General features: G+C 57.3%; 23 protein-coding genes. 16 read left to right on the top strand and 7 right to left on the bottom strand.

Going from position 1 to position 26,172, the window contains the following annotated elements; genetic code table 11:
- Positions 1 to 9: 9 nt before the first annotated feature.
- The 4 genes from ROLI_RS06625 to ROLI_RS06640 all read right to left on the bottom strand — a co-directional run bounded on the left by ROLI_RS06625 (position 10) and on the right by ROLI_RS06640 (position 4,719).
- Complete coding sequence (locus tag ROLI_RS06625) at positions 10 to 774, bottom strand: SDR family oxidoreductase (protein WP_187431213.1); 765 nt, start codon at positions 772 to 774, stop codon at positions 10 to 12.
- Between the two features lie 3 nt (positions 775 to 777).
- Positions 778 to 2,076, bottom strand: a complete 1,299-nt coding sequence (locus tag ROLI_RS06630; protein ID WP_187431212.1) for a Xaa-Pro peptidase family protein — start codon at positions 2,074 to 2,076, stop codon at positions 778 to 780.
- Between the two features lie 66 nt (positions 2,077 to 2,142).
- Positions 2,143 to 2,952, bottom strand: a complete 810-nt coding sequence (locus tag ROLI_RS06635; RefSeq protein ID WP_187431211.1) for an SDR family NAD(P)-dependent oxidoreductase — start codon at positions 2,950 to 2,952, stop codon at positions 2,143 to 2,145.
- Positions 2,953 to 2,970: 18 nt separating this feature from the next.
- Entirely contained in the window at positions 2,971 to 4,719 is a 1,749-nt protein-coding gene (locus tag ROLI_RS06640; RefSeq protein ID WP_187431210.1) for an ABC transporter substrate-binding protein, read from the bottom strand.
- A gap of 291 nt (positions 4,720 to 5,010) precedes the next feature.
- Between ROLI_RS06640 and ROLI_RS06645 the strand changes: the two genes are divergently transcribed.
- The 7 genes from ROLI_RS06645 (at position 5,011) to ROLI_RS06675 (ending at position 11,977) form a co-directional block, all read left to right on the top strand.
- Complete coding sequence (locus tag ROLI_RS06645) at positions 5,011 to 5,967, top strand: sugar ABC transporter substrate-binding protein (protein WP_187431209.1); 957 nt, start codon at positions 5,011 to 5,013, stop codon at positions 5,965 to 5,967.
- 79 nt (positions 5,968 to 6,046) lie between these two features.
- The gene (locus tag ROLI_RS06650) at positions 6,047 to 6,844 is read left to right on the top strand and encodes an SDR family oxidoreductase (RefSeq protein WP_187431208.1); all 798 of its coding nucleotides are present in this window, start codon (positions 6,047 to 6,049) and stop codon (positions 6,842 to 6,844) included.
- A gap of 62 nt (positions 6,845 to 6,906) precedes the next feature.
- A complete protein-coding gene (locus ROLI_RS06655) occupies positions 6,907 to 7,881 on the top strand; it encodes an ABC transporter permease (protein WP_187431207.1) in 975 nt (324 codons plus the stop codon).
- Positions 7,882 to 7,891: 10 nt separating this feature from the next.
- A complete protein-coding gene (locus ROLI_RS06660) occupies positions 7,892 to 8,893 on the top strand; it encodes an ABC transporter permease (protein WP_187431206.1) in 1,002 nt (333 codons plus the stop codon).
- Positions 8,890 to 10,395 carry a sugar ABC transporter ATP-binding protein gene (locus tag ROLI_RS06665; RefSeq protein ID WP_187431205.1) on the top strand — a complete coding sequence of 502 codons (1,506 nt, stop codon included), beginning with the start codon at positions 8,890 to 8,892 and terminating at the stop codon, positions 10,393 to 10,395. Before ROLI_RS06660 ends, ROLI_RS06665 begins: the two co-directional genes overlap by 4 nt.
- Positions 10,395 to 11,276: an NAD(P)-dependent oxidoreductase gene (locus ROLI_RS06670; protein ID WP_187431204.1), complete on the top strand. Its 882-nt coding sequence runs from the start codon at positions 10,395 to 10,397 to the stop codon at positions 11,274 to 11,276. The genes ROLI_RS06665 and ROLI_RS06670 overlap by 1 nt, the downstream gene beginning before the upstream one ends.
- The gene (locus ROLI_RS06675; protein ID WP_187431203.1) at positions 11,273 to 11,977 is read left to right on the top strand and encodes a ThuA domain-containing protein; all 705 of its coding nucleotides are present in this window, start codon (positions 11,273 to 11,275) and stop codon (positions 11,975 to 11,977) included. Before ROLI_RS06670 ends, ROLI_RS06675 begins: the two co-directional genes overlap by 4 nt.
- A gap of 111 nt (positions 11,978 to 12,088) precedes the next feature.
- Here ROLI_RS06675 and ROLI_RS06680 read toward each other — a convergent pair whose 3' ends face one another.
- Entirely contained in the window at positions 12,089 to 12,574 is a 486-nt protein-coding gene (locus tag ROLI_RS06680; RefSeq protein ID WP_187431202.1) for a hypothetical protein, read from the bottom strand.
- Between the two features lie 92 nt (positions 12,575 to 12,666).
- Here ROLI_RS06680 and ROLI_RS06685 point away from each other — a divergent pair, with 92 nt between their 5' ends.
- A complete protein-coding gene (locus ROLI_RS06685; protein WP_187431201.1) occupies positions 12,667 to 13,266 on the top strand; it encodes a TetR/AcrR family transcriptional regulator in 600 nt (199 codons plus the stop codon).
- Positions 13,267 to 13,289: 23 nt separating this feature from the next.
- Positions 13,290 to 13,592 (top strand): chorismate mutase, encoded by a 303-nt coding sequence (locus ROLI_RS06690; protein WP_187431200.1) that lies wholly within the window; start codon positions 13,290 to 13,292, stop codon positions 13,590 to 13,592.
- A gap of 10 nt (positions 13,593 to 13,602) precedes the next feature.
- On the opposite strand, the gene ROLI_RS06695 is transcribed toward ROLI_RS06690, so the two are convergent.
- A complete protein-coding gene (locus ROLI_RS06695; protein WP_222869611.1) occupies positions 13,603 to 14,343 on the bottom strand; it encodes a PhzF family phenazine biosynthesis protein in 741 nt (246 codons plus the stop codon).
- Between the two features lie 246 nt (positions 14,344 to 14,589).
- Between ROLI_RS06695 and ROLI_RS06700 the strand changes: the two genes are divergently transcribed.
- The 3 genes from ROLI_RS06700 (at position 14,590) to ROLI_RS06710 (ending at position 16,222) form a co-directional block, all read left to right on the top strand.
- Positions 14,590 to 14,691, top strand: coding sequence for an AsnC family protein (locus ROLI_RS06700; RefSeq protein WP_222869610.1), 102 nt, complete (start codon positions 14,590 to 14,592; stop codon positions 14,689 to 14,691).
- 63 nt (positions 14,692 to 14,754) lie between these two features.
- On the top strand, positions 14,755 to 14,889 hold the full coding sequence (locus tag ROLI_RS06705) for a hypothetical protein (RefSeq protein WP_262386589.1): 135 nt from the start codon (positions 14,755 to 14,757) through the stop codon (positions 14,887 to 14,889).
- A 133-nt stretch (positions 14,890 to 15,022) separates the two neighbouring features.
- Positions 15,023 to 16,222, top strand: coding sequence for an NADH:flavin oxidoreductase/NADH oxidase family protein (locus ROLI_RS06710; protein WP_187431199.1), 1,200 nt, complete (start codon positions 15,023 to 15,025; stop codon positions 16,220 to 16,222).
- A 65-nt stretch (positions 16,223 to 16,287) separates the two neighbouring features.
- Here ROLI_RS06710 and ROLI_RS06715 read toward each other — a convergent pair whose 3' ends face one another.
- Positions 16,288 to 16,566 carry a hypothetical protein gene (locus ROLI_RS06715; RefSeq protein ID WP_222869609.1) on the bottom strand — a complete coding sequence of 93 codons (279 nt, stop codon included), beginning with the start codon at positions 16,564 to 16,566 and terminating at the stop codon, positions 16,288 to 16,290.
- A 777-nt stretch (positions 16,567 to 17,343) separates the two neighbouring features.
- Here ROLI_RS06715 and ROLI_RS06720 point away from each other — a divergent pair.
- The 4 genes from ROLI_RS06720 to ROLI_RS06735 all read left to right on the top strand — a co-directional run bounded on the left by ROLI_RS06720 (position 17,344) and on the right by ROLI_RS06735 (position 26,172).
- The gene (locus ROLI_RS06720; RefSeq protein ID WP_187431196.1) at positions 17,344 to 17,703 is read left to right on the top strand and encodes a hypothetical protein; all 360 of its coding nucleotides are present in this window, start codon (positions 17,344 to 17,346) and stop codon (positions 17,701 to 17,703) included.
- Positions 17,704 to 18,161: 458 nt separating this feature from the next.
- A complete protein-coding gene (locus tag ROLI_RS06725) occupies positions 18,162 to 19,121 on the top strand; it encodes a hypothetical protein (protein WP_187431195.1) in 960 nt (319 codons plus the stop codon).
- Between the two features lie 64 nt (positions 19,122 to 19,185).
- Positions 19,186 to 20,238, top strand: coding sequence for a hypothetical protein (locus ROLI_RS06730; RefSeq protein ID WP_187431194.1), 1,053 nt, complete (start codon positions 19,186 to 19,188; stop codon positions 20,236 to 20,238).
- Positions 20,239 to 20,796: 558 nt separating this feature from the next.
- Complete coding sequence (locus tag ROLI_RS06735) at positions 20,797 to 26,172, top strand: CHAT domain-containing protein (protein ID WP_187431193.1); 5,376 nt, start codon at positions 20,797 to 20,799, stop codon at positions 26,170 to 26,172.

Here is a 26,172-nt window from a genome sequence, read left to right on the forward strand (position 1 = left end):
TATCCTCTCTTAGCGCGCGAGCCAGCCGCCATCGACGGTGAGCACGCTTCCGTGGCAATAATTGGCGGCGTCTGAGGCCAGAAAAACGGCAGCGCCTGCGATCTCTGATGGGTCCGCAAAGCGTCCGGCGGGGATGCGTTCCAGAAGCGCTTTGGATCGCTCTGGATCATTCCTTAACGCCTGCGTGTTGTCCGTCGCAGTATAGCCGGGTGCGATGCTGTTCACATTGACCCCATACTGTGCCCATTCGTTGCACAAAGCTTTCGTCAGACCGATTACAGCGTGTTTGCTGGCGGCATAGGCCGGCACGCGCAGCCCGCCTTGCGAGCCGAGCACGGATGACACGATCACGATCTTGCCCGACCCTTGCGCGATCATGCGCTTGCCTGCCGCCTGCGACAGCAGCCAGACCGAGTCGAGATTGACCGACAGCACGCGACGCCAGTCTGCAAGCGGCATGTCTGTGCTGTCCTCGCGGTGAATGATCCCGGCGTTATTGACTAAAATATCCAGCCCGCCGAGGGCATCGGAGGCAAAGCGCACCACATTCTCGGCGGCTTCTTGATCCATACCGTTGAAATCGGCTTTGACAGCCGCGCCCTTGACAGACATGGCTTCGATCTTGGCCAGCGTGTCTTCGGGCGCGTGGCTGCGATAGGTCAGCGCCACATCGGCCCCGGCGGCGGCAAGGCCGAGGGCTATGCCCTCGCCGATGCCAGTTGCGCCGCCGGTTACCAAGGCCTTGCGACCCGTCAGATCAAATGGATTGCTCATCGCTTAGTACCGGTTGGCAATGGGCAGTTCTTCGGCAGGGAAGAGCGAGATGACCTCGCAGCCGGTCTCCGTCACCACGACTTCTTCTTCAATCCGGGCGGCGGAATAGCCATCTGTCGCGGGGCAGTAGGTTTCCAGCGCAAAGACCATGCCGGTTTTGATCTCCATCGGGTGATCCATGCTGACGGCGCGGCTGATGATTGGGCGTTCGTGCAACGCCAGGCCCAACCCATGGCCAAACTGCAAACCAAAGGCTTGATCCTCGCTCGCGAAGCCAAGGCTTTGGGCGGTTGGCCAGACCTCTGCAACCTTGTCGGTGGACACACCCGGTTTGATCATCGCAATCGAGGCGTCAATCCATTCGCGCGCCTTGACGTAAGCGTCGTTCTGAGACGGTGTCGCGCGGCCCACGTTGAAGGTGCGATAGTAGCAGGTGCGATACCCCTGATAGCTTTGCAGGATGTCAAAGAAGGCCTGATCGCCGGGCCGGATCAGGCGGTCTGTGAAGTTATGCGGATGCGGATTGCACCGCTCGCCCGAGATGGCGTTGATCGCTTCGACATCGTCACTGCCCATTTCATAGAGCATCTTGTTGGACAGGGCGACGATATCGTTTTCGCGCACGCCGGGTTTGAGCTCTTCGTAGATCATATGGTAAACGCCATCGACCATCGCGGCGGCCTGCGTCAGAAGCTGGATCTCGTCCCAGTTCTTGATCTCGCGCGCGGATAGCATGATCTGTTGACCATCAACGACATTCAGACCTTCTTCTTGTAGTGCGTGGAACATCGCGGTTTCGGCATAATCCACACCGACAGGCATATCGCCCATGCCGGCATCGCGGATCAATCCGGCGATCTGCTTGGCGTATTTCTTCATCAGACCGAACTCTGGCGGAATGGTGCCCCGCATGCCTACCACGCCGGCCAGACAGTGACTTGGTTCCAGCCAATCAGAATGCCGCTTGTGGTGTTCGGCTGCGGATCCAAAATCCCAGACATAGGGAGAATCGTCACCCGTCAGCAGGCAGAACCGGCACATCTTGTCCCGCTCCCATTCGCCAATCTTCGTGGCCGAGACATAGCGGATATTGTTGACATCAAACAGCAGCAGCGTGCCTGCATTGGAGGCCTGCAGCGCTTGGCGGGTCCGCGCAAGACGGTAGCGGCGAAGACGGTCATGATCGACCCGGCGTTCGAAGTCCACCGAGGTGTGGCCCCAAGCGGGCAGGCGTTCGCGCCATTCCCAATTGGGTTCAAGATCCTGTGGAGTCAGCAAGTTGGGCATAAGTGCGCGAGACATGGAAAGCTCCTTTCGGGCACGGCAACGCGCACCCGGTTGATGTGTGAATTTGGAAAAACCCGGTCGTTACTGGATGCACCAGCCGCCATCGACATGGACCATCTGGCCGGTCATGTAGTCGCTGTCGTCAGAAGCAAGGAAGGACGCCGTGCCGGTGATGTCCTTGGGGTATGAGACGCGTTTGATCTGCAACGCCTCCCGCACAATGTCGTCATAGGCCTGACCTTCGCGCTCCTTGAAGCCGATATCGACCAGGTCCTTGTCAAGTTGTTCCCACAGCGGGGTCACCACCACGCCCGGCGCGTAACCGTTGACAGTAATGTTGTGCTCAGACAGGCCAAGCGCTCCACAATGGGTGAGGGCGAGAACGCCGTATTTGGAGGTGCAATAGACGGTGACATCCACCAGCGGCTTGCGCGACGCGATGGAACCGACGTTGATCAGCTTATAGGGGTGGTCTGCCATCGGGCCTTGGGCGATCATTTGCCGGGCGGTTTCCTGCATCCCCAGCCACATCGCCTTGGTGTTGACGTTCATGATCATGTCCCAGTTGTCTTCATCGATATCCATGAAGAACCGGGGCTTGTTCAGACCAGCATTGAAGAGGCCTACGTTGATAGAACCATACGCCTCGACCGTTGCGGCGACGGCGGCGGCGTTATCCTCGCGCTTTGTCACGTCCATCCGGGCGGCGATGGCCTTGCCATTTCCGGCGGCGTTGATCTGATCCGCCATCTCTTGCGCTGCATCAAGATCGAGGTCTCCGAGGCACAGATTGGCACCCTGCGCTGCAAACGCTTCGGCATTGGCGGCTCCCATACCGCGGGCGGCACCTGTTATCAGAATGTTTTTACCTTTCAGGCGATTGGGGTCCATGGTCTTTCCTCCCAGAAATTAAGGTGTCCCGTTTGATCGAATCAACGCATCAGCCCGGGACTGAGCCATGCGCAAAGCGTCGCGCGGGGAGGTGATCCCGCGCAGCATGTCGTGAAATTCCTCGCCACAAATCTGGATGATGCCACCGATTTCAGGCACGGGCGGGCGCGGCCAGAACTGAAGCTTGTCACGCCATGACATCGCGTCCATCACTTCGAAAATCGAGGATGTGCGGCGTACGTCCGGATCAGAGCCCACCGAGTAGCGGGCATTGGTGCGGCTGCCATTTTGCACATAGAGCTTTTGCGCCTCGGGCGAGGTGAAGACCCGCAACGCTTCGACCGCCGCCGGAATGCGATCAGAGGCGAGATTGGCCGGGATGCCCATTACATATCCCCCAACCGGCGCGATCTGACTGCCGCCGGGACCTGCAGGATGCGGCAGATAAGCCGTTTGCCCATGCGCCGGAGAGCTTTCATCAAGCTCGAAATAGGGAGCCAGCAGGGTGTATCCGTAGGCCATGGCGATGCTGCCCTCGGCATAAGGACGGATGCGCTCATACCAAGACATGGATAGGATGTCGGGCGGCGAATAGCGCAGCAGGTCCAAAAGAAATTCGGCGGCGCGCAAGCCGGCTTCGGTGTCAATGGTCGCGCGGTAACCACCTTTCGCCAAATGATCGGTATCAAAGCCGCCTGCGATCGCGGGCAAATCAAGCACGGGCTGACCGAAATCGGCTAATGTCATCAATACGGTATGACCCAGAGCCGTGCCGCGTGCTGCGTTCCAGGCAATACCATAACGCCCGCGCTGTGGTGCATGCAGCTGCTTTGCGGCCTCCAGCAGTTTGTCCGTCGTCGCGGGCGGTTCAAGCCCGGCCTGTGCAAACATGTCGCGGCGATAAAACAACAATTCAGGTGTGGTCTGCGCGGGAACGGCATAGGCGCGCGCGCCCCAATGCGTCGCCTTCCAGCCAGCGGTATGAAAATCCGCCGGATCAAGCTGGTTCACATCCATCACCTGATCGAGCGGCATCAGCACGTTCTTGGTGGCAAATTCGCCGATCCACGGCAAATCCACTGCAATGATATCATAGCGGCTGGTGGCGCGTTCGGAATTGCGAAGCGCCTCGTCGCGGAGCCGATCAATTGAAAAGGCGCGTTGTGAAATATCGGTGCCGATCACCTGTTCGAACTGACGTTTCAGGCGGTCCATGACCATGAAGGTCGGATCGCTGTGCACGAGTACTTTCAGGCCACCGGGCAGCTTGAGAGGTTCAGGTAACACCCGCAAGGGCGGAATGGATTGCGCGGCCTTATAGCTGCCGCCGAAATAGTAATCTTGCGCCTCTTCGGTTTGCGCAGCGCCGCCGAATTCGGTTTCTGCCAATCGGCGCAGACGCCCGGACAGTTGCATCCACTGTTCGAGCAATTTGTCGCTGGGATGCATCGAAAACGTCTTGCCCGATTTGGTGCGGGGCCGTTGTTCTATGAGGCCGTTGTCGATCATATCCTTCAGTCTGCGCGTTGCCGTGGCGTAGGGCACGTGGCTGGCCCCGATCAAGGAGGTGGGTGTGATCGTACGCGCCTCAAAATGGCCACGCAGCAGATGCACCACCATGCGCAAATGCGCATTGGCCGCGATAATATCCAAAGTGGACTCAAGTTCATCACTGAAACCTTCGAGGAAAGACAGGGCGATCAACGCGTCGGTTTGAACCGGGAGCGCCGTTTGCGTGCTGGATGATTGTCGGTGCATGGCGTTCATTGGGTGTGCAGGCCTTTGTCTGTCATCGCCCCGCGAAACCTCTGTTTTTGTATCATGTTTGGGTATACGTTTGTTTCTCACGGTAGCTGCTCCAGCATTGTTCATTTTGGATGCCCCAGCGTAGGCAATAAAAGTTCACAATGAACATTTATTTATCCGAAATGGATAAAATTCCTGCAGTTTGAACAAAACAATGCCGCCAAGCTATGGCATGATCGCCGGAGCGACCGGTCGATAAGCAAATGCCCTGAAAAAGGCATTTGGTACAAAGCCACGGGGGAGGAGACCCAAATGACACTTCGCACAACACTTATTGCATCGACTGCCATCGCCTTTGCGGGCGCCGCTTTTGCAGACGGTCATTCAGTCATGAAAATCGGGATTACGCAGAACAATGTGGGCGTTGACAGCTATCAGACCACATATGAGAAGGCGTTCATCGCCGCAGCCGAAGGCAACGACAAGATTGAAAGCGTTGTCTTGGACGCCGGCGGCGATGTTGCCCGTCAGATCGCCCAGATGGAGGACCTGATCCAGCAAGAGGTTGATGCAATCATTATCTGGCCGACAAACGGTGAAGCGGTTATCCCAGCAGTCCGTAAGGCGCATCAAGCCGGAATTCCGGTCATCGTGACCAACTCGAACATCGCCGAGGCAGGTTTTGATTTCGTCAAATCTTTCTCCGGTCCTGACAATATCACACAGGGTGCGCGTTCTGCGGAGATCATGTGCGACAAGTTCAAGGATGTGGGTATCGAGAACGAAGCGCAGGTTGTGCACATCACTGGACAGCCTGGCTACACCACGGCTATCGAGCGCGCCAAGGGTTTTGAGGATCGCCTACCCGAAGTCTGCCCGAACGTAACGATAGTCGACACGCAACCAGGTGACTGGAACCGTGAGAAATCCCAGCAGGTGATGGAAGCTTTCCTCGTTAAATATGACGACATCGACGGCGTCTATGCCGGGGATGACAACATGGGTGTTGGGGCGCTTAATGCTGCCAAGGCCGCGGGCCGCGATGGCATTGTCTTTGTAGGTGCCACGAACTTTGCCGTGGGTTACGAGGCGATGGCTGCAGGAGAGTACTGGGGTTCGATTTATCAGTCGCCAGTTGATGACGCCGAAGCCGCTCTGAAAACCGCAATGGACGTGCTGAGCGGTAAAGACGTGCCGTTCCTGAACTACTTCGACACGCCAAAGATCACACAGGACAACATGGGCGACTACACCAAGCCTGTCTTCTAAGGCTCCTCCCGGACGCGGGGCGCGGCATGGCCGTTCCCCGCGTTTTCTAATCAAAAAGACATGCAAGGGAGGGCGAGCAATGGGACCTGTCGCTGATCGAGTTTGCATCGTGACAGGTGCCGCGCAAGGGATAGGACGCGCGATTGGCGAGGCACTTTTGGACGAGGGCGCAAAGGTCTGCTTTGCCGATATCAACGCAGTCAAGGCCGCCGAAGTGGCCAAGATCAACCGTAGTCGGTTGAACGGGCAGGCAGGCAGCGTGACGTCCTGCAAGGTCGATGTTACGGATCGGGATCAGGTCCGCGCAATGATCGCACACACCGTGGGCACCTTTGGTCGCCTCGATGTCAAGTTCAACAATGTCGGCGTTAACAAACCGATGAACTTCCTTGATGTGACCGAAGACAATTGGGATTTCATCATGGGCGTCAATGGTCTTGGCTGCCTGATCGGCATGCAGGAGGCCGCCCGACAAATGATCGCCCAGGGGGGCGGTGGCAAGATTATCAACACGGCCTCCATCGCCAGCCGCCAAGGGTTTGACAACGTCGCGCCCTATTGCGCTTCGAAATTCGCAGTGGTGTCGTTAACGCAATCCGCTGCGCGCGATCTGGCGAAACATAACATTACCGTCACGGGTTTTGCGCCCGGTGTGGTAGCGACCGAGATGTGGGACCAGGTCGATCAGGACCTGATGGCGATTGGTGCGGCAGACCGTCCGGGGCAGGCTATGGAAGAATTCTCGGCAGAGATATTGAAAGGGCGTGTGGCCACGCCCTTGGACATCACCGGGACAACGACGTTTCTCGCATCACGCGACAGCGACTACATGACCGGTCAGATCGTCATGATTGATGGTGGCATGACATTGGTCTGACAACTGAAGCACCGGCACTACGTTGCGCAAAGCGCGAGGCCAGCAACCTTAGGGAGGGGACCATGGCGACAGTAACCAAACAGCAGGTCGGGAACGTTCTGGCCAAGCAAGGCATCTTGATCGCCTTTGTGGCCTTCATGATCGCCTTTACCATCGCCAATCCAAAGTTCCTTACTCCGGACAATATTCTGAGTGTGGTGCGCTCTTCGGCCATTCTGGGGGTCATGGCGCTGGGCGTGACCTTTGTGGTCATCAGCGGTAATCTCGACCTGTCCGTTGGGTCGATGATGTCGTTCTCGACAATCGTGGTGCTGGATCTGCACGACAAGATCGGACCCGCTATGGCGATTCTGGCCATGTTTGCCATGACGCTCGCTCTGGGAGCATTTATCGGGTTTCTGGTGGGGTATCTCAAGCTCAATTCTCTGATTGTCACGCTTGGCATGCTCTCGGCCATCCATGGGCTGACGCTGACCTATTCGGGTGGTAAGAACATGGATATCGCCGACAAGGAAGGAACGTGGTTCAGCGTGTTCGGGCAGGGCACCGCCCTTGGTATTCCGGTGCCCATACTGATCTTTGTTGCGCTGGCTGCGTTTCTGGGTCTGATGCTGTCAAAAACACCCTTTGGGCGCAAGGTCTATGCCGTAGGGGGCAATGGCACAGCCGCCACCTTCTCGGGTATTCGCCGCGCGCGGACCGTCTTCTTGTGCTACGTCATGTCGGCGGCCTGCGTGGCCACGGCCGGCCTCATTCAGGCCAGCCGGTCGCTGGGCTCGCAAAACACCGTAGGGCAGGGGCTGGAGCTTGAGGTATTGGCCGCCGTGATACTGGGCGGTGCATCCCTGCTTGGCGGGTCCGGCACGATCTTCAAGACCGTTATCGGCGTCTTGATCCTGGGCTTCATCCAGAACGGTCTGTTGCTCATAGGGCTGCAATTCTACGTCCAGTTCATTGTGACCTGGGTCATCATCATCCTTGCTGTCTGGCTCGATATCGCGGCCAAGCGCGGCAAGCTTTGGTCACCAATCGCGTGAGGAGGATGTCATGAAACCGGGAACACTGTCCAAAGCTCTGAAAAGCGGCGCGATCTGGGGGTTCATCGTGCTGGAGCTGATTTTCTTCAGCATTGCAGGTGAATTCCTGTCTCTGTCGGACAAAGCCTTCATGGATTGGGAAAATATGCTGTTGCTGCTCAAGCAGTCCGCCCCGATCGGGATCATCGCCATTGGCATGACCATTGTGATGGTCAACGGAAATATCGACCTCAGCGTTGGTGCGACCTATGCCATCGCGGCAATCGTGTTGCTGGACAGCATGACCTGGCCGATTTTCGCAGGACTTGGGGACTGGGTTATTCCGGTGTCCTGGTTGCTGGCACTGGCGGTGGGCACCGTGCTCGGTGCGATCAACGGCCTGATTGTGTGGAAGACAGGAGTTGACGCTTTTATCGTCACGCTCGGCGCTATGCTGGGCTATCGCGGCATCGTTTTCATGTTCAACGGGGAACAGCCGACCAGCCATTTAAACTGGACCCTCGTTGATTTTGCCGAGGCCGAGTTTCTGGGGCTTGCAACGGCATCCTGGTTCTTGCTGGTGGTAACAGTTGCGATCTGGTTCTTGATGACCAAGACTGTACATGGCCGCAACGCCTACGCCATCGGAGACAACCGCGAGGCGGCGGTGAACGCAGGCATCAGGGTTGGTCCGCACATTATGATCAACTTCGCCATCATTGGCTTTCTGGCGGCGCTATCGGCTGTGGTGTTTTACTCGGAAAGCGGCTCGGTGAACCCCAACGATGGCCAACTCTACGAGCTTTGGGTGATCACGGCGGTTGTACTTGGTGGCACGAAGATCACCGGTGGCGCAGGCAGTGTAATCGGCACCTTTGGCGGTGTCATCGCCATCCAGCTGCTACGCAAGGGGCTGGGCCATATCGGCGCGGACACCTCAACCGTGAACCTTGTGATTGGTCTGATCCTGATCGTCGTGCTGATCCTGGATCGCCAATTGAATGTAAAAGGCAAAGAGGAGTTGAAGGTATGACGGATTCGGTTCTCCGCCTCGAAGGTATCGTCAAAACCTTTCCTGGCGTGCGTGCGCTCGATGGGGTGTCTTTTTCCGTCATGCCGGGTGAGGTGCACGCGCTTATGGGGGAAAACGGTGCGGGTAAATCGACATTGATGAAGGTGCTGGGCGGCATTTATCAACCCGATGAGGGCGACATTTACATGGGTGATGCCAAGGCCGTCATGGCCGGTCCGCTGGAGGCCAAGGCGAAAGGCATCGTCTTTATCCACCAAGAGCTCAGCCTTGCCGAAGAGCTCAGCGTGGCCGAAAACATTTACCTTGGCGAGCTTCCTCGCAAGAGCTTTGGCCGCGTTGACTGGCCCAGATTGGCAGACAACACGAACACGATCCTGCAGAAACTCAACGTCGGCTTTGATGCCGCGACGCGGGTAGGCGATCTATCTATTGCGAACCAGCAAATGGTTGAAATCGCCCGAGCTTTGACCGTGGATGCCAAGGCGGTGATTTTCGATGAGCCCACCGCATCGCTGACTGACGCTGAAAAGTCGGTGCTGTTCGATGTGATTGCCGACCTCAAGGCCGATGGCGTCGGGATCATCTATATTTCCCACCGGATGGAAGAGATCTTCAAGATCACCGACCGCATCAGTGTACTGCGCGACGGGCAGTATCAGGGCACGGTGAACACCAGTGAGTCAAACGAGGAATCCGTCACCCAGATGATGATCGGGCGAAAGCTCGACCTCAGCCGCAATGCCGCACATCACGATCTTGGCGATGTGGCGCTGGATGTGCGCGGCCTGAGCTGCGGCAAACTCTACAGGGATATCAGTTTCGAGGTCCGTCGGGGCGAGGTGGTCGGCTTTTACGGACTGGTGGGCGCGGGCCGCACGGAAATCGCTGAGACGCTTTTTGGTCTGCGCGATCCGTCGGCAGGGCAGATTTTGCTTAACGGCGAAGAGGTGCGTATCACCTCCCCCGCCGACGCCATCGCACGCGGCATTTCGCTGGTGCCCGAAGACCGCAAAGGACAGGGGTTGGTGTTGGGCATGAATTGCCGCGATAACATGACCCTGCCGCAGGTCGACGACCTGAAGGCGGGGCCGTTCGTGGCAGAGGGCGCAGAAATTGCGATCTTTGACCAGTATCGCGACCGGCTGGATATCCGCACACCGGGCTGGAAACAGCAGGCCGGCAACCTGTCGGGCGGTAATCAGCAAAAGATCGTGATCGGTAAGTGGCTGTCGATGCACCCCAACGTGCTGATCGTGGATGAGCCGACACGTGGGATCGACGTGGGCAGCAAATCCGAGATACACAAGCTGCTGCGCGAACTGGCGGCCCAGGGCTACGCGGTGATGGTGATCAGTTCCGAAATGCCGGAGGTGCTGCACGTTTCTGACCGGATCGTCGCCATGTATTCGGGGCAGATCATGCGCACCTTTACCTCTGAGGAGGTCACCGAGGATAACCTCATTCAAGCGATTTCCGGCATTACACCCGGTCAGGCTGCCTGATGCGCATCGGTTTTGCAGGGCTGGGCCGGATGGGTGTGCCCATGGCGCATAATCTCGCGAGGGCTGGATTTGCCTTATCCGTTTGGAACAGGACGCAGAACAAGGCGCAGGCGCTGGTTGAACAAACGGGATGCAGCCTTGCCGCCACGCCGCGTGCGCTCGCAGAAGCTTCGGATGTTATCGTCACTATGTTGGCCGATGACCTCTCGTCGCAAGCCGTGCATTTCGGCACGGATGGGATATTCGCGGCTGATGGCATGCGCACCGTGATCGAGATGGGCACGATGAGCCCGGATCACATCAAAGCCTTGGCGCAATCCGCCCCGCCCGAGGTCACGATTATCGACGCACCGGTGTCAGGCGCGACGCAAGCGGCCGCGGGCGCGCAACTGCTCGTGATGGCCGGATGCACCCAGGAAAGCGCCATGCCGCACATGCCGATCTTTGATGCGATGAGCAAGCAGACCATATGCCTCGGTAGCCTTGGCGCCGGTGCGGTCATGAAACTCTCGATCAATGCGTTGATCCACGGCCTGAACCAAACGGTCTCCGAAGCGCTGACACTGGTTGAGGCCGCAGGCATTTCCACAAAGACCGCGTTCGATGTCATCGAATCCAGCGCAGCCGCAGCGCCGATGCTGAAATACCGCCGCCCGCTCTATCTGGATGAGGCCGCACATGAGGTGACGTTCACTGTGGCGCTGGCCCGCAAGGATATGCAGGTAACAGCAGATCTGGCAGACCAACTTGGCGTCGCCCTGCCTCAGGGACGCGAGACGCTCGCGCTGCTGCGCTCTGCAGAAGCCAGCGGCTACGGGTCACGCGATATGGCGTCGATGCTGAACTACATGCGAAAATACATGCGAAAGGGCGCAACATGAAAGCGGTTCTCTTTGTCGGTGGTTGGGAAGGCCATGCACCCACGGCCTTTGCCGACTGGTACAAGGTCCTGTTGGAAGACAGCGGGTTCAACGTCGATGTCTACGATACAATGGAACCCCTGGAACGGCCCGCCGATTTGGCAGATGTCGACCTGATCACACCGATCTGGTCCTCCGCGCGCTCCGGTCACCGTGAAGAGTTTGGCAATATGACCAAACAGCAGGAAGACGGTCTGCTGAAGCTTATTGGGGATGGCTGCGGGATCGCGGGCTGGCACGGGCATATGGGGGACGCCTTTCGTGACCGCCCCACCTATCATTTTCTGATTGGCGGCCAGTTTGTCGCTCATCCCCCCGGTTGGCCGGATAATCTTCAGCCGCGCGAAGATTACATCGATTATGATGTCACGATCTGCAAGCCGCACGATCCGATTGTGCAAGGCATCGGGAGCTTTCGACTGACGTCGGAGCAATATTACATGCTGGTGGACCCCTCAAACCAGGTGCTGGCCACCACGACTTTCTCCGGTGATCATCTGTGGTGGATCGAAGGCACTGTGATCCCGGTGGTATGGACGCGCCGCTGGGACAAGGGGCGGGTGTTCTATTGCTCCATCGGCCACGAACTGGACGACCTCAAGGTTCCGCAAGTTACCGAAATCATCCGCCGTGGGAGTCTTTGGGCCGCCGCAGGCAGGTAAGGCAGGCAGGCCAGACTGGCGAAATCTTTCACTATTTGAAGGTAAGAAAAACCCATGAAACTTCTCCGCTATGGCGCACCCGGGGCCGAAAAGCCGGGCTTGCTCGACACATCAGGTCGCGTGCGCGATCTGTCGGATAGGGTTGCTGATATCGCTGGCGATGCTCTGCGGCCCGCTGCGCTGAAAGCTTTGAAGGATATCGATATTGATGCACTTCCCGTGGTGGAGGGCACGCCCAACACGTATCACACCAATCACTTGGAAGAATATGACTGCAGCCGCGAGTTGGCCGAGAATAACTGCAGGCCAGATCAGACCAAATTGTGCGTCGAAGTGCTTTTGCGGCCCGAAGGAAACGAGGGCCAGGGTGGCAGCCAGCATTGCTAAGGTTCTACCAGTGACTGTCGCGAGGGGCTGCATAGAGGTGGTCGACAAAGCAATAGACATCGAGGCCCCCAGAAAAGGCGCGATCCCGAAAAGAGGTGTGGCGACAGGCGGGTGCGGTTCGATTCCTGCGTAATGCGCTGACAGCATGATCAGTTGAAGCAGAATTAGGGTGGAGAATGCTGCCGCTACGTGCCGTTCGTTATGGGTCATTTTGAAGCCTCCAAAAGCGTACTTTCTATTACGGTGGTATTTATTCGTAATTTGAGTTACGGTTACTGTCAACAAGTCGGAGGACAATAGTTTTGCGCGAAGAAAAACGGACGCAACGCCAGCAACAGATCGAAAACGCCGCCTACCAGGTCCTTGAAGCCAAGGGGTACAGCGGCACATCGATGCTTGATATCGCCAAGCAGGCAAAGGCATCCAACGAGACACTTTACAACTGGTACGGCGGCAAACAGGGGCTGTTTCAAGCCTTGGTCACGCGTAACGCGGATGAGGTAAAAACGCATCTGCAAGCCGAATTGAAATCCGACAATGACGCCTTGTCGATCCTTAGCGCACTGGGACCGAAACTGTTGACGCTTCTGACCGGTGACAGGTCGGTTGCCCTAAACAGGGCGGCTGCCGCTGACAGCAGCGGCGAGTTGGGCGCGACGTTGTCAAGGGCAGGGCGTGAAGCCGTGTTTCCTTTGCTTGAGCAAGTCTTGCTGCGTGCCAAAGATGAGGGAAAGTTGCACTTTGACCACTCCGGTGAGGCCGTTGGGCTTTATCTTGACCTTTTGCTAGGGGATCAGCAAATCCGACGCGTCATCGGTCGCCTGCCCGTGCCATCCAAGACCTTTATCGCCGACCGATCAAGCCGCGCCGTCTCGCACCTCCGTACCCTGCTGGGCGCCTAAAACATTTCGAAAAGGAGCCCCAAATGGAAACACTTTTACCGCCCAAGAACTGCCGCTCAATGGCTGAGCTAGGGGTTCAAATAGACACGATCGACGTCAAGCTGATCGAAGTGTTGGCAATAAGATCAGACTACATTGACCGCGCCGTGGACCTGAAGATAGTCGAAGGCTTGCCCGCCCGCACCACCGACCGTGTAGCGGAGGTTTTGGACAGGGTCAGCGCCGCTGCGGCTGATCAAGGGATGGATCCAGCCCTCGCCCGAACGATTTGGTCTGAGCTGATCGAGCGGTCCATCCAGCGCGAAATCAAGGAACTCGGTTCGTAAACCCGAAGCATCAGAGTGTGATATGACACGCCGTACCGAACACGCGGATCGAAGACCCAAGGGTATCGCTCAGCGCTACGTAAATGTTCGAAGGTGCCCCCATATCGTCGCCTTGCCGGATCGTGAAAGCACTCCCATGAGGCCACCCTGCATCGCGCAAATAACCTGCAAAAACCGGCGGCGGTAGCACCGTTCGCGGGGCCTTCGAGAGCCCCACCAGAGGCAAACGCGTGACGCCATCAAAAAGCTGATCATCGGCGATATGCACCAGCATAATCGTGACCAGCGCATGCTGCCGCATGACTTTGCGCCCGACATCCAAATCATACGCCATTACCGCAAGGCGCGCGCGATCTTTCAACGCCAAGACAAAGTGGTCCGCGCCACCCTGAATACGGGCGGGAGGCAACCGGTCATCAAGATCGACGCGGGTGAAACCCAACAGCGCCAGCGCATCATCGCATTCCTCAGCACTGGCCTGGCTGCTGTGCTTGGACGGCGATGCGAGGGTCACAGTCATACCGTCACTGCTTTCGCGAGCTTCAACGGTAATCTCGGCGTCGTTCAGTTTCAGCGCGAAGATGCCTGCACCCTGTCGCTGCCCCAAGGCCGCGCCAAGTGCGATGCTCGCATGCCCGCAAAACGGCACTTCGGATTCGGGCGAGAAATAGCGCACCCTCCAGCCATTGTCTTTGGCCGGCACGGCAAAGGCGGTCTCAGAATACCCGACTTCGGCGGCGATGCGCGCCATCTTGCCTCTGCCGGTGGCGCGTCAAGCAGGACAACACCTGCGGGGTTACCCTCTTCATCTTCGTAACTAAAAGCGGCAATACTTTGAATGTGCATTCTCGTTTCCCTTGAAATTTGAGCTGAGCGGCAATTTAATCCCTGAATCCCTGAATCCCTGAATCCCTGAATCCCTGGTTGTATCGGCGATACCGCAAGCAAAAAGCCCAATATATTTTCGGAATGAACGTAAAGAGCAGGACGGGCTTTCATGGCAAAATCACTCGACAAAACCGACCGCCAAATCATCGCAGCCCTTGATGCAGACGGGCGTGCCACATTGTCCGAGATCGGCGCGTTGGTTGATCTGTGAGGCCCCGCAGTTGGTGAACGGATACGCCGCCTGCGCGACACTGGCGTGATCGAAGGGTTCACCTTGCGCATCGATCCAGCCGCCCTTGGCTATACGCTGGAGGCAATTGCGCGCATCAAATCGCGTTCAAGGCAGGTGCATATCGTTGAGCAAATGATCCGTGATGAGCCCGGTTTCATTGCCTGCGACAGGGTCTGATGAACGTCGGGGAGCTGGATGGTATTCTGCTCCCGCTGTATGAGGGGGCAGAGACGCGTACCTCAATCGTCAAATCCTCGCTTCTGCGCTATAGAATGCCGGACCTTTCGCCAACCGATCAGAAAGACAAAACATGAGCCTTGATGCTGCCCCACTTTTCACCCCGCTAGAGTTGCCATGTGGAGTGGTCTTGCCCAACCGTCTGGCCAAAGCGGCAATGTCGGATTCGCTTGGCGACGGGATAGGCAATCCGACCACGGCACAGATGCGGCTGTACGAACGTTGGGCCGAGGGCGGGGTCGCCTTGTCGATCATTGGCGAGGTTCAGGGACATCCAAACTTCGCAGAAAAACCGGGCAATCTGGTTTTGACCGAAGATGCAAATCTGGATGCCTTTCGCAAGCTCGCACAAAGAGGCGCGGGAGACGCAACGCAGCTTTGGCTGCAACTGGGGCATGCCGGTGCGATGACCCATCCCCCAATCGGCACCCCAAAAGGGCCAAGCGCGCTTTATCTGCCGGGGTTGAAATGTGATGCCCTGAGCGGTGGGGAAATTGCCATGCTGCCCGATATGTTCGCGAAGACTGCGCGTCTTGCACGGGATCTTGGGTTTGGCGGCGTGGAAATTCACGCGGCTCATGGTTTCCTGCTCAGCCAATTTCTGTCTCCGCTGTTCAATAAACGCACGGATGCCTATGGTGGGCCCATCACCAACCGTATGCGCCTTTTGTTTGAGGTCATTGATGCCGTTCGAGGCGCGGTAGGGCCGTCTTTCCCGGTTGGGGTCAAGGTGAACTCAACGGATCAGCTTGAGGGTGGTCTGCGAACTGAGGATTCACTGGCGGTGGTAGCGGCGCTGGATGGCACATCAGTAGACCTGATCGATATCAGCGGCGGCACATATTTTCCCGGAGCAGTATCTGCCTCTGACGCAACGGGGTCAGGTGCTTACTTTCTTGACTTCGCAGCATCTGCGCGCGGCAAAACACGCGTCCCCCTCATGGTGACGGGCGGCTTCAAAACCCGCGCGCAGGCCATTGAGGCGGTTGTCAGCGGCAAAGCCGATGTCGTTGGCCTGGCGCGCAGCCTCGTGCTTGATCCGGATTTACCGCGCCGCTGGCAGCCCGCAGGTTTCGCACAGCAAGGTGACATCACCTTACCCCGCTTTGACGCGCCACCCGAAGGTGGCATCACGGCGTGGTACACCATGCGTCTGACCGCACTTGGCGAAGATCATGAAGGATACAATATTGATCTCCCGGCGGCTGTGACGGCCTATAATGACCGCGATGCCGAACGCACCGGTCGATGGCGTGTCCGTTTCAATACCTGAAGCCGACTCGATTGTGCGTCGTATCGAATGCTTGCCATACGGATATTTACTGCCATTCTGGACCGCTACACTGATGAAGCAGTATTCTTAGCGTCGGAGATGAAGATATGGCTGTGGTGCGGTGGCAAGATTGGAACGGTAATGGGCTTGAGCATTGCTGCTGTCATGAAAACGCCGAGGGTTTGGTTCTTGAGGGCGTTGTCGCCGGGACCCGCCATGGGGCATATGGCGGGCACTACCTTGTCCGCGATATCAAACGTCTTGATGCTCTTCAGAACCTGGGTCTTGGTCCGGCCGATCTGTTTGTTGCTTTCTTGGACATACCTATCGATGGCATCGGCCAAGGTCGGTGTCTTCTTACTTTTCGGTCGAGTTTTGAGCTCATCAAAGGCACCGGGTCGTGCAAGACTTTCTTCGCGATTTTCGATCCATGCCGCAGCAGTTGATCTGCGCTCGAATGTCTGACTTTCGCGAAGTAAGATTTTACCTTGCCGCATCACTGAGATTTGAGCGAGTCAAGCTATGGTGCCATTCTTGCGACGACGTTTTGTGATGGTTCCCATGATTTACAACAGGGCCTTTCATTTTAAAACACGTGTCGTAAATATACCAGATAATGGGCCTAAATGGCAAGATATCGAACATAGACGAACTTGAAAACTTGGGGCTAAGTATTTGAAAAGGCGGTAAAATCGCAGATTGGCGTAAGTAGCAGATTATCCGTGGCTCCGATGATGGATTGGACGGATACGTTATAAAAATCAATAGATTGCAGGTCGGCGTGTGCCCTTTGTGTTCACTTTTTGATCGTAAAATCTCGCGTTCTGGCGGACTGTCGACGAAGTCCGCGTCTGCTGGCAAAAGAATTGGAACGACACACACTTCAAACATATGGGACGGACTAAGTGGAGCGGCGGGCCGTCATTGGCACTCAAGCGCGTCTCCAAAAATGTCGACGAAATTGGCTCAGCCAAAACCTGCCGCGCCAGACTTTCGGCACAAAAAAATTGCTTTGCGCTCAATCCTGCTGTCTCGCATCAAACAAACAGTTTTGACTACGTAAAACCGTTGATTTTAGCACCTCCGAGGATCTTGTTCGAAGGAGAGGAAGGACGCGCATTTTGCCGAAAGTGATCTCCGAAGACCCGCTGCACAGTGTTCTGATCGATGACTACGAAAGTGAGGTGGACTGCAAAAACGGTATCGAGAAACGGCACAACAGCTGGTACGGTGCTCGCACTATTCGCGCCGTCACTTTGTATAGCATCTGCGACAAGACTTTGGTCACCAAGGAGCCTGTTCAGGCCGCGCGAGTTCAAGACGATCTTTGGCCTGTGAGTTTCCTCGATGAGATAGGCTGCAAGACCGCCAACATCCCGCTCGAACATGGCGCACGCGAGCGTCATGCTGCATCTGAACGGATGCGCATGAAATTGCACGGCGCGAAACGACAGGGAAACCGGGCACTTGCCGGTGTTTGAGGTGCGGTTGGATGGTGAGTACGATGGGTGCGGCCGAGGCAGAACAATAGAACGTGCTAGCCATCTGCGCGAACGGCGCAGCGGCATCGCAGGCACTCAGGTCGTTCAGCACGGTTACGCTAAGCGTCGGAACCGTCCGCTAAACCCATCTAAATAAGAGAGCAATATTAGTGTTTTGCTGCCAAGTGAAAACTGCCGGCGCGGCTTAAATTTCTTGTCCCCACGCAGTAGAGTGCCGACGGATGAAGCCGTCAAGAAGGCATTCAAGAGTTGGAAGCGGGCGGAATGCCTGTCCGCCCACCGGTTCATGAACCTTGAAAATGTGTGCGAAAAGTTGGAGGATTTCAATGGAGACCACAATCGGGGATCAACCCACAGCGTCATGAGGGACACGGTCACGGTGATTGGCAGTTAGTTTAAGGGCGCGATAACTGAAAACACACATTCTGGAGTATTACATGGCACCGCGACTTTTCTTACTTTCAGCGTTCTTTGTTCTACTATCTATTTTTGCGTACGCACAGAATTACACAACTTTATCTATAAGTCGCTCAATTCCAGGTGAGTTTGGTGCAAGTGACGTGACAAACGCCTTAAGACTATTTGACGGTGAAGGAGACCTACTGGAAATATCCCGAGGAGTAATTATGCAGGGGATAGCTGGTTTCGCAAGCTCTTCAGGGGAAGCGGTGCCGCCTGCACAAGTTTCTGTAAATAGAAATCGAACATGGTATTTTTTTGGAGTCGACAGTTATTGTATAAAGATTGGTAATGCTGATTGCGCTGAAGTCTCCATTCCACCTGAAAATTTCGAACGCCTGTTAGAATTTGTTCAAAACCATCGGCTTATTGCTTTTTCTCTCCCTGGAAACGCTCGGGATGGGCGAGTGGAATTTGTTCGTCGTGCACTTACCAGGGCAGGTCTTGTTCCAACAAGCTTTTACCCACTAGAGATCTACTACGGACGGGAAGCTCGCGTTGATTGGATCGCCCAAGAGTTAGACAACGAGTATTTTGCTTCTATGTTTCGCCTCGTTGATTTTGACACTCCACCATTTGTATCCAACAGAGAGGGTGATACCGCAGAAATTCTTAGAAATAGAATCAACACGCAACTTGGCCATACTCAAGAACCTGCTGGACGCATTGTGGACAATACCTGGTTAAACGCTGACTTAGAGTCCTTTTTTGTGATGCAAGCACTAAACGGAGAGCTTGTGTGCTCAGGCCTGCCCGCTCGCTTTACTTGGCGACTGGTGGAAGGGCAGCGGAACGCTTTCATTACACGAGTACAGTACGCGGCCGAACCTACGTCGCAGTCGAGCTTGCTTTACAGGGCCCATCAAGTGTTTTGCATAACTGCAGTGCTGCGCAGGCTACAGAGCGACAACCCCAATTCTCTCTCGGCTGTGCGGTAAGATGAGGTCCAATGACCCATATCTGTTCCATTGCTTTCCAAGCAGGTATGGCGTTCTCGGCAAGATGGACGGGGATGAATTTCTTGACTATGCACAGAGATCAAAACGTGATGAAGTTGGATTGGAAATTCTTTGTTCAACACTTTCGGATGGGTTGTTGCTGACACCAGAGACGGTATCGGTGGCTCGGCTTCCAGGAAGCGAACAAGAGAGCGCACCAGCAGCCACGATACTGCAGTCTCGGGCATGCTTCACGTTCTCGACAATTGATAATTTAGCAGAGCCAAATCAATTTCTTCGTCACTCACACCTAGACGTATTTGGCAGGTGGGGTTTTGGACTAAACCCGGTCGCATCAAGAGACTTCGAAATGTGCCCAGTGACCTACTATTATGGGCCGGACCCCTCTAAGGGAAGCTATCCCTTAAGCTCTGCCAATTTGCACGCACTGCTTGAGATTCGGGAGCTTTTGTCTCAACTAACGCTTCTGGAGGCGAAGCAAGACCTCGCCGATAACCCAACTACGTCCGAATACCAAAAAGTTCAACCCTTCTTTAAGGAAGCTGGAATTGAACTTTTGTACCAACCGGTTGAGCGACTTTCTATACTTCATCGCAAGAGAGAAATGCTCTCGCCCGAACAAATCAGACCTGTCCTTGAATGCTTGCAAACTGATAAGCGGCCACTTTGGCAATTAGTCGAAGCAATAGATCTCATCGTTGGCTTGTTTCAGAATGCGGACTCAAGTTCTCTCGGCACCAGTATGTATTACTATTCTCAGATGGAATGGCGAATTACCAGATCGCTCGCGCCAAGTTTTCTGGGTGTTCCCATGGAGGGAGAATTGCATTTTGACAATGATGAGCTCGAGAACCGCATAGACAGTGCACGCATGAGTAAGGCCAAGTCTCTCCTAAAGGTGTCGGAGATTTATGGTGATCCTAGTGAAGGCGTTGATATTGGACAATGTTATCTAGTGATAGGCAGCCTTTTAACGAGTAAGAAGTTTCGAGACTATGTAGACGTTATAATTTGCCCGGCACCATTTGTTTCTGAAGTAAGGACCCTTATTTCCGGGATATCGGAGCGCCTAGTCAACAAGGTGGTGGGGACATAGTTGGGGTGATGTCAAATACCGCTATACGACTGGGCGCTCATTGCATCGGAGCTCTACGGAGAGTTCCCTTGATCTTTGTGTTTCTGAAATTCCCCACAGAGTCAGAATTAATGTGGATTCCAGTTCCGTTATGACATGAAATCGGAGGCATAAAGACCCATGGCTTCATTGGGATTGCAGGGAGAGCGCCGCTCTATCAAGGTCTGGAAGCCGCGAGTTGTGGCGACCAGGGAAGGGAATCAGTAATCTGGCAAGACAAGGTGCATGGCGGCAAGTGTCGAGTCTCGACACATCAGGTAATCGATGCCGACCGACGAATTGACGGTATTCGCTAGTCGCAGAGCGGTAGCAGAATCAGTCCGTTGGCCGAGGTTGAACAGATCGTCGTGGAAAAGTCGTTGCGGCTCCGGATTTGACAAACGCAGGCCCAATGCGGTCTTCTGCACAGAGAGCGATGAGTGGCGCAAAAATCATCTGGCGCCGATACGGTCCTCACCGCGCGACACGAAGTTCGAGATTAATATGAACGAAAGATTTTCCTTGGAGGCATAGATTGCCATGGCGTTGTCCGTTCTGCCCGGAGAATTGGTCTACTCCGCATCGTCCGACACTCTTCCTGAGCCTCTGGACGACCTGATCCATGTCACTGGGGTTGTAGAAACCCGGGTCGATCAGCCTAGTGCGCGCGGGGTATCGAGCGCCAGAACAGACGTCGCCGATCTGGACGACGATGATATTGTGGAGATCCGGCTGGAAGGCGGGTTGAAGCTCTGGCAGTCGGTCGCTGACACCCGGACAGACTTCGCGTCCGGCGAGCGCTCCATAATTGACCAGGCGCTTCTGGTGCCGCGTACCCTGAGACTGGGCGATGGGCCGCGGACGTGGGACTGGGCGGGCTATGCTGTCGAGGGCGTCAAGGTCCTCAAGTTGGAGGTCACGGGCGGGGCAGGGGAGTTGACCGCATATACGGTTGCGCGGCATATTGAGGGGAAACTGGACCTCGGCCTGCATCGCTGCACTCTGGATGACAGCGGGCTGCATCCGAGGATCGTACTGTCTCCCCCAGATTTCGGCGCGGTCGATGCGGCGGAACCTATGCTCGTCTTGGTGCATGGGACGTTTTCGTCCACCGTCGGCAGTTTCGGCGATCTGGCTGAAGGGTCCGAGGACCAGCCCGACCTTTGGTCCTTCCTCCAATCGGCATTTCCAGGGGGAATCTATGCGCTGGAGCACCGCACAGTCACGGAAAGCCCGTTGCAGAACGCGATTGACCTTGTGGAGTCCCTTCCTAAGGGGGCACGGGTGTCGCTTCTGTCGCACTCGCGCGGCGGACTGGTGGCGGAGCTTTTGGCTCGAGGTGCGCGGTTCGACCTTGAGACAGGCGCGCCCGTGGAAGGGCCGCCCTACGACGACACGGACCGGGAAATCCTGATAGCGGCGGGCGAGAAAACCGACCTTCTCGATAGGCTCGACGCTGCGCTGCGGGACTGCGCGATGGTGGTCGAGCGGGTAATCCGGATTGGCGGGCCTCTGGGCGGCACGACGCTGGCCTCACGGCGGCTGGACCGTGCGCTGTCCATCGCGCTGAACGCGTTAGAACTAGTGCCGGCGCTTCGCGCATCGGTCGGCTATTCGCTTTTGAAGGCCTACCTTCTTGGCTTCGTTAAGGCGAAGGAGAGCCGCCTTCCGGGGCTTGAGGCGATGATGCCCCAATCAGCACTCATCAAGTTGGTCAATCGGCCTGATGCGCTGTCCTCGGGCACCCTGCATGTCATTGCCGGCGACAACGAGGGCCGGGGGATGTTTCAGCGTTTGCGCAACCTCGCGATCGATCTGTTTTTCGAAAGCGACAACGACTTCGTGGTCAACACACCGTCGATGACGCTTGGGCTGAGGCGGAGCACGCTTCCGGTAGTTAAGCAAATCACGTCGGCGGAAATCACGCATTTCGGATACTTTCGCGACAAGGAGGGGCGACGCGCAATCCGCACGGCGGCGCAGGAGTTGCCAGTGGCCGAAGGCGCGGGCGAGTCGCTGTGGGTCGAGGCTGTGCCGCGCGGGATCGCCGTTTCACGGGCACGGCATGCCGGCACTTTGCCGGTCTGTTTCTTCCTGCCGGGCGTGATGGGCACGCATTTGGACCACAAGGGAAAATGGATCTGGTCGAACCCGGTTCGCATGGCAACGGGTGGCCTTAGACGCCTGAGGATGCCGGGCAGCGACGTTACGCCGGACGTGATGATGGATCGTTACTACGGCAATCTAGCACGATTCCTCTCCCGGAGTCATGACACCATCCTCTTCCCCTATGACTGGCGGCTGGATGTCCGCGAAACGGCGAATCGGCTGGCCGCGGAGGTGCGCGCCGCGCTGGCACAGACCGACAAGCCGATCCGGTTCCTCGCCCACTCGATGGGTGGGCTTGTGGTGCGGGCGTTTATCGATGCTCATCCGGCGCTCTGGGCGGAGATCCGGCGGCGCCCGGGCAGCCGGTTCGTTATGCTCGGCACACCTAACGGCGGCGCGTTCTCGATGGTGCACACGCTGATGGGTCGGGCGAAGTCGATCCGGCAGCTTGAGCTTCTCGATGTGACCCAATCGATGGTGGAGCTGTTGGGGACCATTACAAGCATGCCAGGGCCCGCGCAACTTTTGCCCTCGGATGCAGGGGGCCACTACCTGAAGCGAGAGACGTGGGTCGATCTGCACCGGTTGCATGGCGACGACTGGGTCGTGCCCCCGGAGGTTGTCTTCGCGGACGCGCGCGCGGCCCACGCAATCTTCGCCTCGCAGCGCCTCGACCCGGACGTGGTGTGTTACGTGGCCGGGGTGGGACAGGAACTGACGCGATCCCGCATCCGCGTCGATCAGACGGCGAAGGGGCAGGACCGTGTGGTTTTCCTCGGCACGCCTGAAGGCGACGGGACGGTGACTTGGGAAACGGGCATTCCGTCAGGAGTAAAGCCCTATTTCATGGACGCGATCCACGGTGACCTTGCGCGGACGAAGCCGGCCTTCCCGGCACTAGTCGAGCTTCTGGCTACGGGCCGAACGAGTGCACTGTCGCGAACCAAACCTGTGCGCACGCGGAGAGAATTAGAGGACACGGCCGCTTTGCACGACGCGCAGATTGAGGTATTTCCGCGCGGCGAGGATGTGCTGGACAGCTTCATCGGCGCCGACGCGCCGAAGGGCACGGAGGCAGACGCTCCTGCTCGCAAGACCACGATCACCATGCGCCACGGCGATCTACGCTTTTCGCAGAGCCCCGTCCTAGTCGGGCACTACCACGGTGACGCCATCGACGGTGCCGAGGCGGCGCTGGACGGGTGCCTCGACAATGCCATGACCGAGGTGCGCGAGCTAAACCTCTATCCCGGCAAGCTGGAGACTTGCGAGGTCATCCTCCGTGATGACTGCATTCCGAAAGGAGCGGTGATTGCGGGCCTCGACCAGTTTGGCGAACTCACACCCGGCAAACTGCTGGTCACGATTAACCGGGCGGTCTTGCGTTATGTCCTGACTCTTCGCCGCCGGGCCGTCGAAAGCGGGTCCCGGATCGAGGAGATGGAGCCGATCCAGCTCACTACCCTCATTATCGGTCACAAGGGCGCCAATATGACCGTCCAGCAATCAGTGCAGGCCATTTTGGAAGCCGTGGCCGACGCGAACCTGACGCTCGACGCGACTCCCGTGGCCCATATCGAGTTCGTGGAGATGTTCGAGGATACCGCCTACAGGGCAGCGAGTGCAATCGACTCCGCCTGCCGGACAGGGCCACTCTCGGAAGCGTTCACCTTCGACAGGCGCATCACGGCCGGCGACGGGGCGATGCTGCGGATGGATTACGGGCTGGAGATCAGCGACTGGCAGCGGATCAGTGCCACCCACGCCAAGGACCGGGACGCGCTGGAATTCACGGTGATCGCCAATGGAGCGAAGGCGACTTTCAACCACGCGGATGTCGATATGACCGTGATCGACAAGCTCCTGAAGGAAAGCCGGGAAGGGACCGCGACCAACCGCGATCTGGGGCGGCTTCTGTTCCAGCTCATGGTGCCGCTGGATCTTAAGGCGTTCGCGCAGAACGACCAGAAGATCCAACTTATCGTCGACGGAAGCACCGCGAAGTATCCCTGGGAGTTGATGGAGGATGCCGTCAGCGTTTTCGGCGAAGGCCTCTACCAGAGCTTGGGCAGCAAGGAGTTCCGCCCCCTCGTCGTGCGTACACCCGTTCTGCGGCAACTTGTGTCGTCGGGACGCGTAGTCCCACGCGTGCGCGGTCGCAAGGCGTTGGTCGTGGGCGATCCGGAGAACACCGGCCTCAGCCAGTTGGACGGCGCCAGGGCAGAGGCCAATCTGGTGGTGGATTTGCTGGAAGGATCCGGCCAGTTCGAGGTCACGCCCCTGGTCGGGACTCGGGACGCAGTGGAGGTCCACACCCATGTCATGCGGTCTGAGTACAAGATCATGCATTTCGCCACCCACGGGGTCTTCGAGGCGAAGGAAGGCGCCGTGAAGGCGGGGCTAGTGCTGTCGGACGGGATCAACCTAACCTCGGCCTCCCTTAAGGGAATGGAGGCGACGCCGGAGTTCGTCTTCCTAAACTGCTGTCACTTGGGCCGGATCGACGAGAAGCACGACGACAACGGCCCGATCGCGGCGGACCTAAGCCGAACGCTGATTGACAAAGGCGTACGCGCGGTGATTGCGGCAGGCTGGGCTGTGGATGACAAGGCGGCTGAGTTGTTCGCGAAGGAGTTCTACGAGAGCATGTTCGCGAGCAACCGTTTCGGCGACGCCGTTTTCTACGCCCGCCGCGCAGTCTTCGACACCTATCCCGACACGAACACCTGGGGCGCATATCAGTGCTACGGCGATCCCAACTACCAGTTCAACGAGGGACGCGAAGAAGACGCTGGGTCGCGCAAGGGGCGCACCTTCTATTCCGCTGATCACGCCCAAAAAGCCGCGATCAACATTGCCCGCGACGTGAACAGCCCGCATCGCAGCCGCGACGATCTCATCGCGGAGCTCGATGAGCTGATGGACTCCTCCGACCCGGGGTGGCGAGGAAATGCCAGATGGTGTGAGGCAATGGGGCAGGCCTATGGCCGGCTCAACGTTTTCGCCCCTGCTATCGAGCTTCTGGAGGATGCGCGGGCCAATTCCGGCTCTCACGTTTCGATCTATACGCTGGAGCTTCTTGAAGTCCTGAAGGTGCACGCTGCGACCGACGACTGGCTGAGTGCTGATGTGGCGGTGAAGACGGCACCGAAGGACGAACGCGACGTTGCTCGGGAGAGGTCGGAGGCGCTGAGGGAGGCCCTGAAGGAGACGACGGTCGCTGCGCTGAAGACGCTGGCGCGGTATGACGTGGCTCTAGGCGACAAGACTGAGCGTCGGGAGAAGCTTAAGGGATCGATCTGCAAGCGAAAGGCTATGTGTTATCGGCCGGGCGCGACGCGACAGAACGCGCTGAAGGAGATGATCAGTTATTATCGCGCCGCGCAGGAGATCGCGGCCGAGGGGCGGCCAGATCGCCTCAAACCCAATCCGACATTCAACCTGTTGGTGGGCCATATCGCACTCGGCTTGGCGGACGTGGACGGTCAGTCCTTCGAGACGCTCTTCGACAGACTTCTGGCCGAGAACAGAAGCGACGAGACACGGCGTCCCAAGTTCTGGACTGCCGCCTTGCCTGCCGAGGTCGACATGCTGCGCGGTCTTCTGGCCGGTCCGGAGGCGCAGGATGCGCTGTTCGTGCGGATCGACCAGACGTACCGCAAAGCGTGGATGCGCGGCGGGGCTCATGGTGACTCTCGGGCGATCCGGAAGAACATCGAGTTTCTGAAAGTCGTCCTGCGCCATGAGGCGCAGGTGGCGTGGTTGACCCGTGTCGACGCGCTGATTGCCGAGATTACGGCAGGATAG

The organism is Roseobacter fucihabitans (genome assembly GCF_014337925.2).
In the GTDB taxonomy this organism is placed as follows: domain Bacteria; phylum Pseudomonadota; class Alphaproteobacteria; order Rhodobacterales; family Rhodobacteraceae; genus Roseobacter; species Roseobacter fucihabitans.

Bases quoted from the DNA above. Each gene is read 5' to 3' on its own strand.
- ROLI_RS06680 (WP_187431202.1), bottom strand. From the start codon at position 12,574: ATGACCCATAACGAACGGCACGTAGCGGCAGCATTCTCCACCCTAATT.
- ROLI_RS06675 (WP_187431203.1), top strand. From the start codon at position 11,273: ATGAAAGCGGTTCTCTTTGTCGGTGGTTGGGAAGGCCATGCACCCACG.
- ROLI_RS06640 (WP_187431210.1), bottom strand. From the start codon at position 4,719: ATGAACGCCATGCACCGACAATCATCCAGCACGCAAACGGCGCTCCCG.
- ROLI_RS06710 (WP_187431199.1), top strand. From the start codon at position 15,023: ATGAGCCTTGATGCTGCCCCACTTTTCACCCCGCTAGAGTTGCCATGT.
- ROLI_RS06665 (WP_187431205.1), top strand. From the start codon at position 8,890: ATGACGGATTCGGTTCTCCGCCTCGAAGGTATCGTCAAAACCTTTCCT.
- ROLI_RS06650 (WP_187431208.1), top strand. From the start codon at position 6,047: ATGGGACCTGTCGCTGATCGAGTTTGCATCGTGACAGGTGCCGCGCAA.
- ROLI_RS06660 (WP_187431206.1), top strand. From the start codon at position 7,892: ATGAAACCGGGAACACTGTCCAAAGCTCTGAAAAGCGGCGCGATCTGG.
- ROLI_RS06730 (WP_187431194.1), top strand. From the start codon at position 19,186: ATGGACGGGGATGAATTTCTTGACTATGCACAGAGATCAAAACGTGAT.
- ROLI_RS06725 (WP_187431195.1), top strand. From the start codon at position 18,162: ATGGCACCGCGACTTTTCTTACTTTCAGCGTTCTTTGTTCTACTATCT.
- ROLI_RS06645 (WP_187431209.1), top strand. From the start codon at position 5,011: ATGACACTTCGCACAACACTTATTGCATCGACTGCCATCGCCTTTGCG.
- ROLI_RS06625 (WP_187431213.1), bottom strand. From the start codon at position 774: ATGAGCAATCCATTTGATCTGACGGGTCGCAAGGCCTTGGTAACCGGC.
- ROLI_RS06655 (WP_187431207.1), top strand. From the start codon at position 6,907: ATGGCGACAGTAACCAAACAGCAGGTCGGGAACGTTCTGGCCAAGCAA.
- ROLI_RS06735 (WP_187431193.1), top strand. From the start codon at position 20,797: ATGGCGTTGTCCGTTCTGCCCGGAGAATTGGTCTACTCCGCATCGTCC.
- ROLI_RS06635 (WP_187431211.1), bottom strand. From the start codon at position 2,952: ATGGACCCCAATCGCCTGAAAGGTAAAAACATTCTGATAACAGGTGCC.
- ROLI_RS06670 (WP_187431204.1), top strand. From the start codon at position 10,395: ATGCGCATCGGTTTTGCAGGGCTGGGCCGGATGGGTGTGCCCATGGCG.
- ROLI_RS06695 (WP_222869611.1), bottom strand. From the start codon at position 14,343: ATGGCGCGCATCGCCGCCGAAGTCGGGTATTCTGAGACCGCCTTTGCC.
- ROLI_RS06700 (WP_222869610.1), top strand. From the start codon at position 14,590: ATGGCAAAATCACTCGACAAAACCGACCGCCAAATCATCGCAGCCCTT.
- ROLI_RS06630 (WP_187431212.1), bottom strand. From the start codon at position 2,076: ATGTCTCGCGCACTTATGCCCAACTTGCTGACTCCACAGGATCTTGAA.
- ROLI_RS06690 (WP_187431200.1), top strand. From the start codon at position 13,290: ATGGAAACACTTTTACCGCCCAAGAACTGCCGCTCAATGGCTGAGCTA.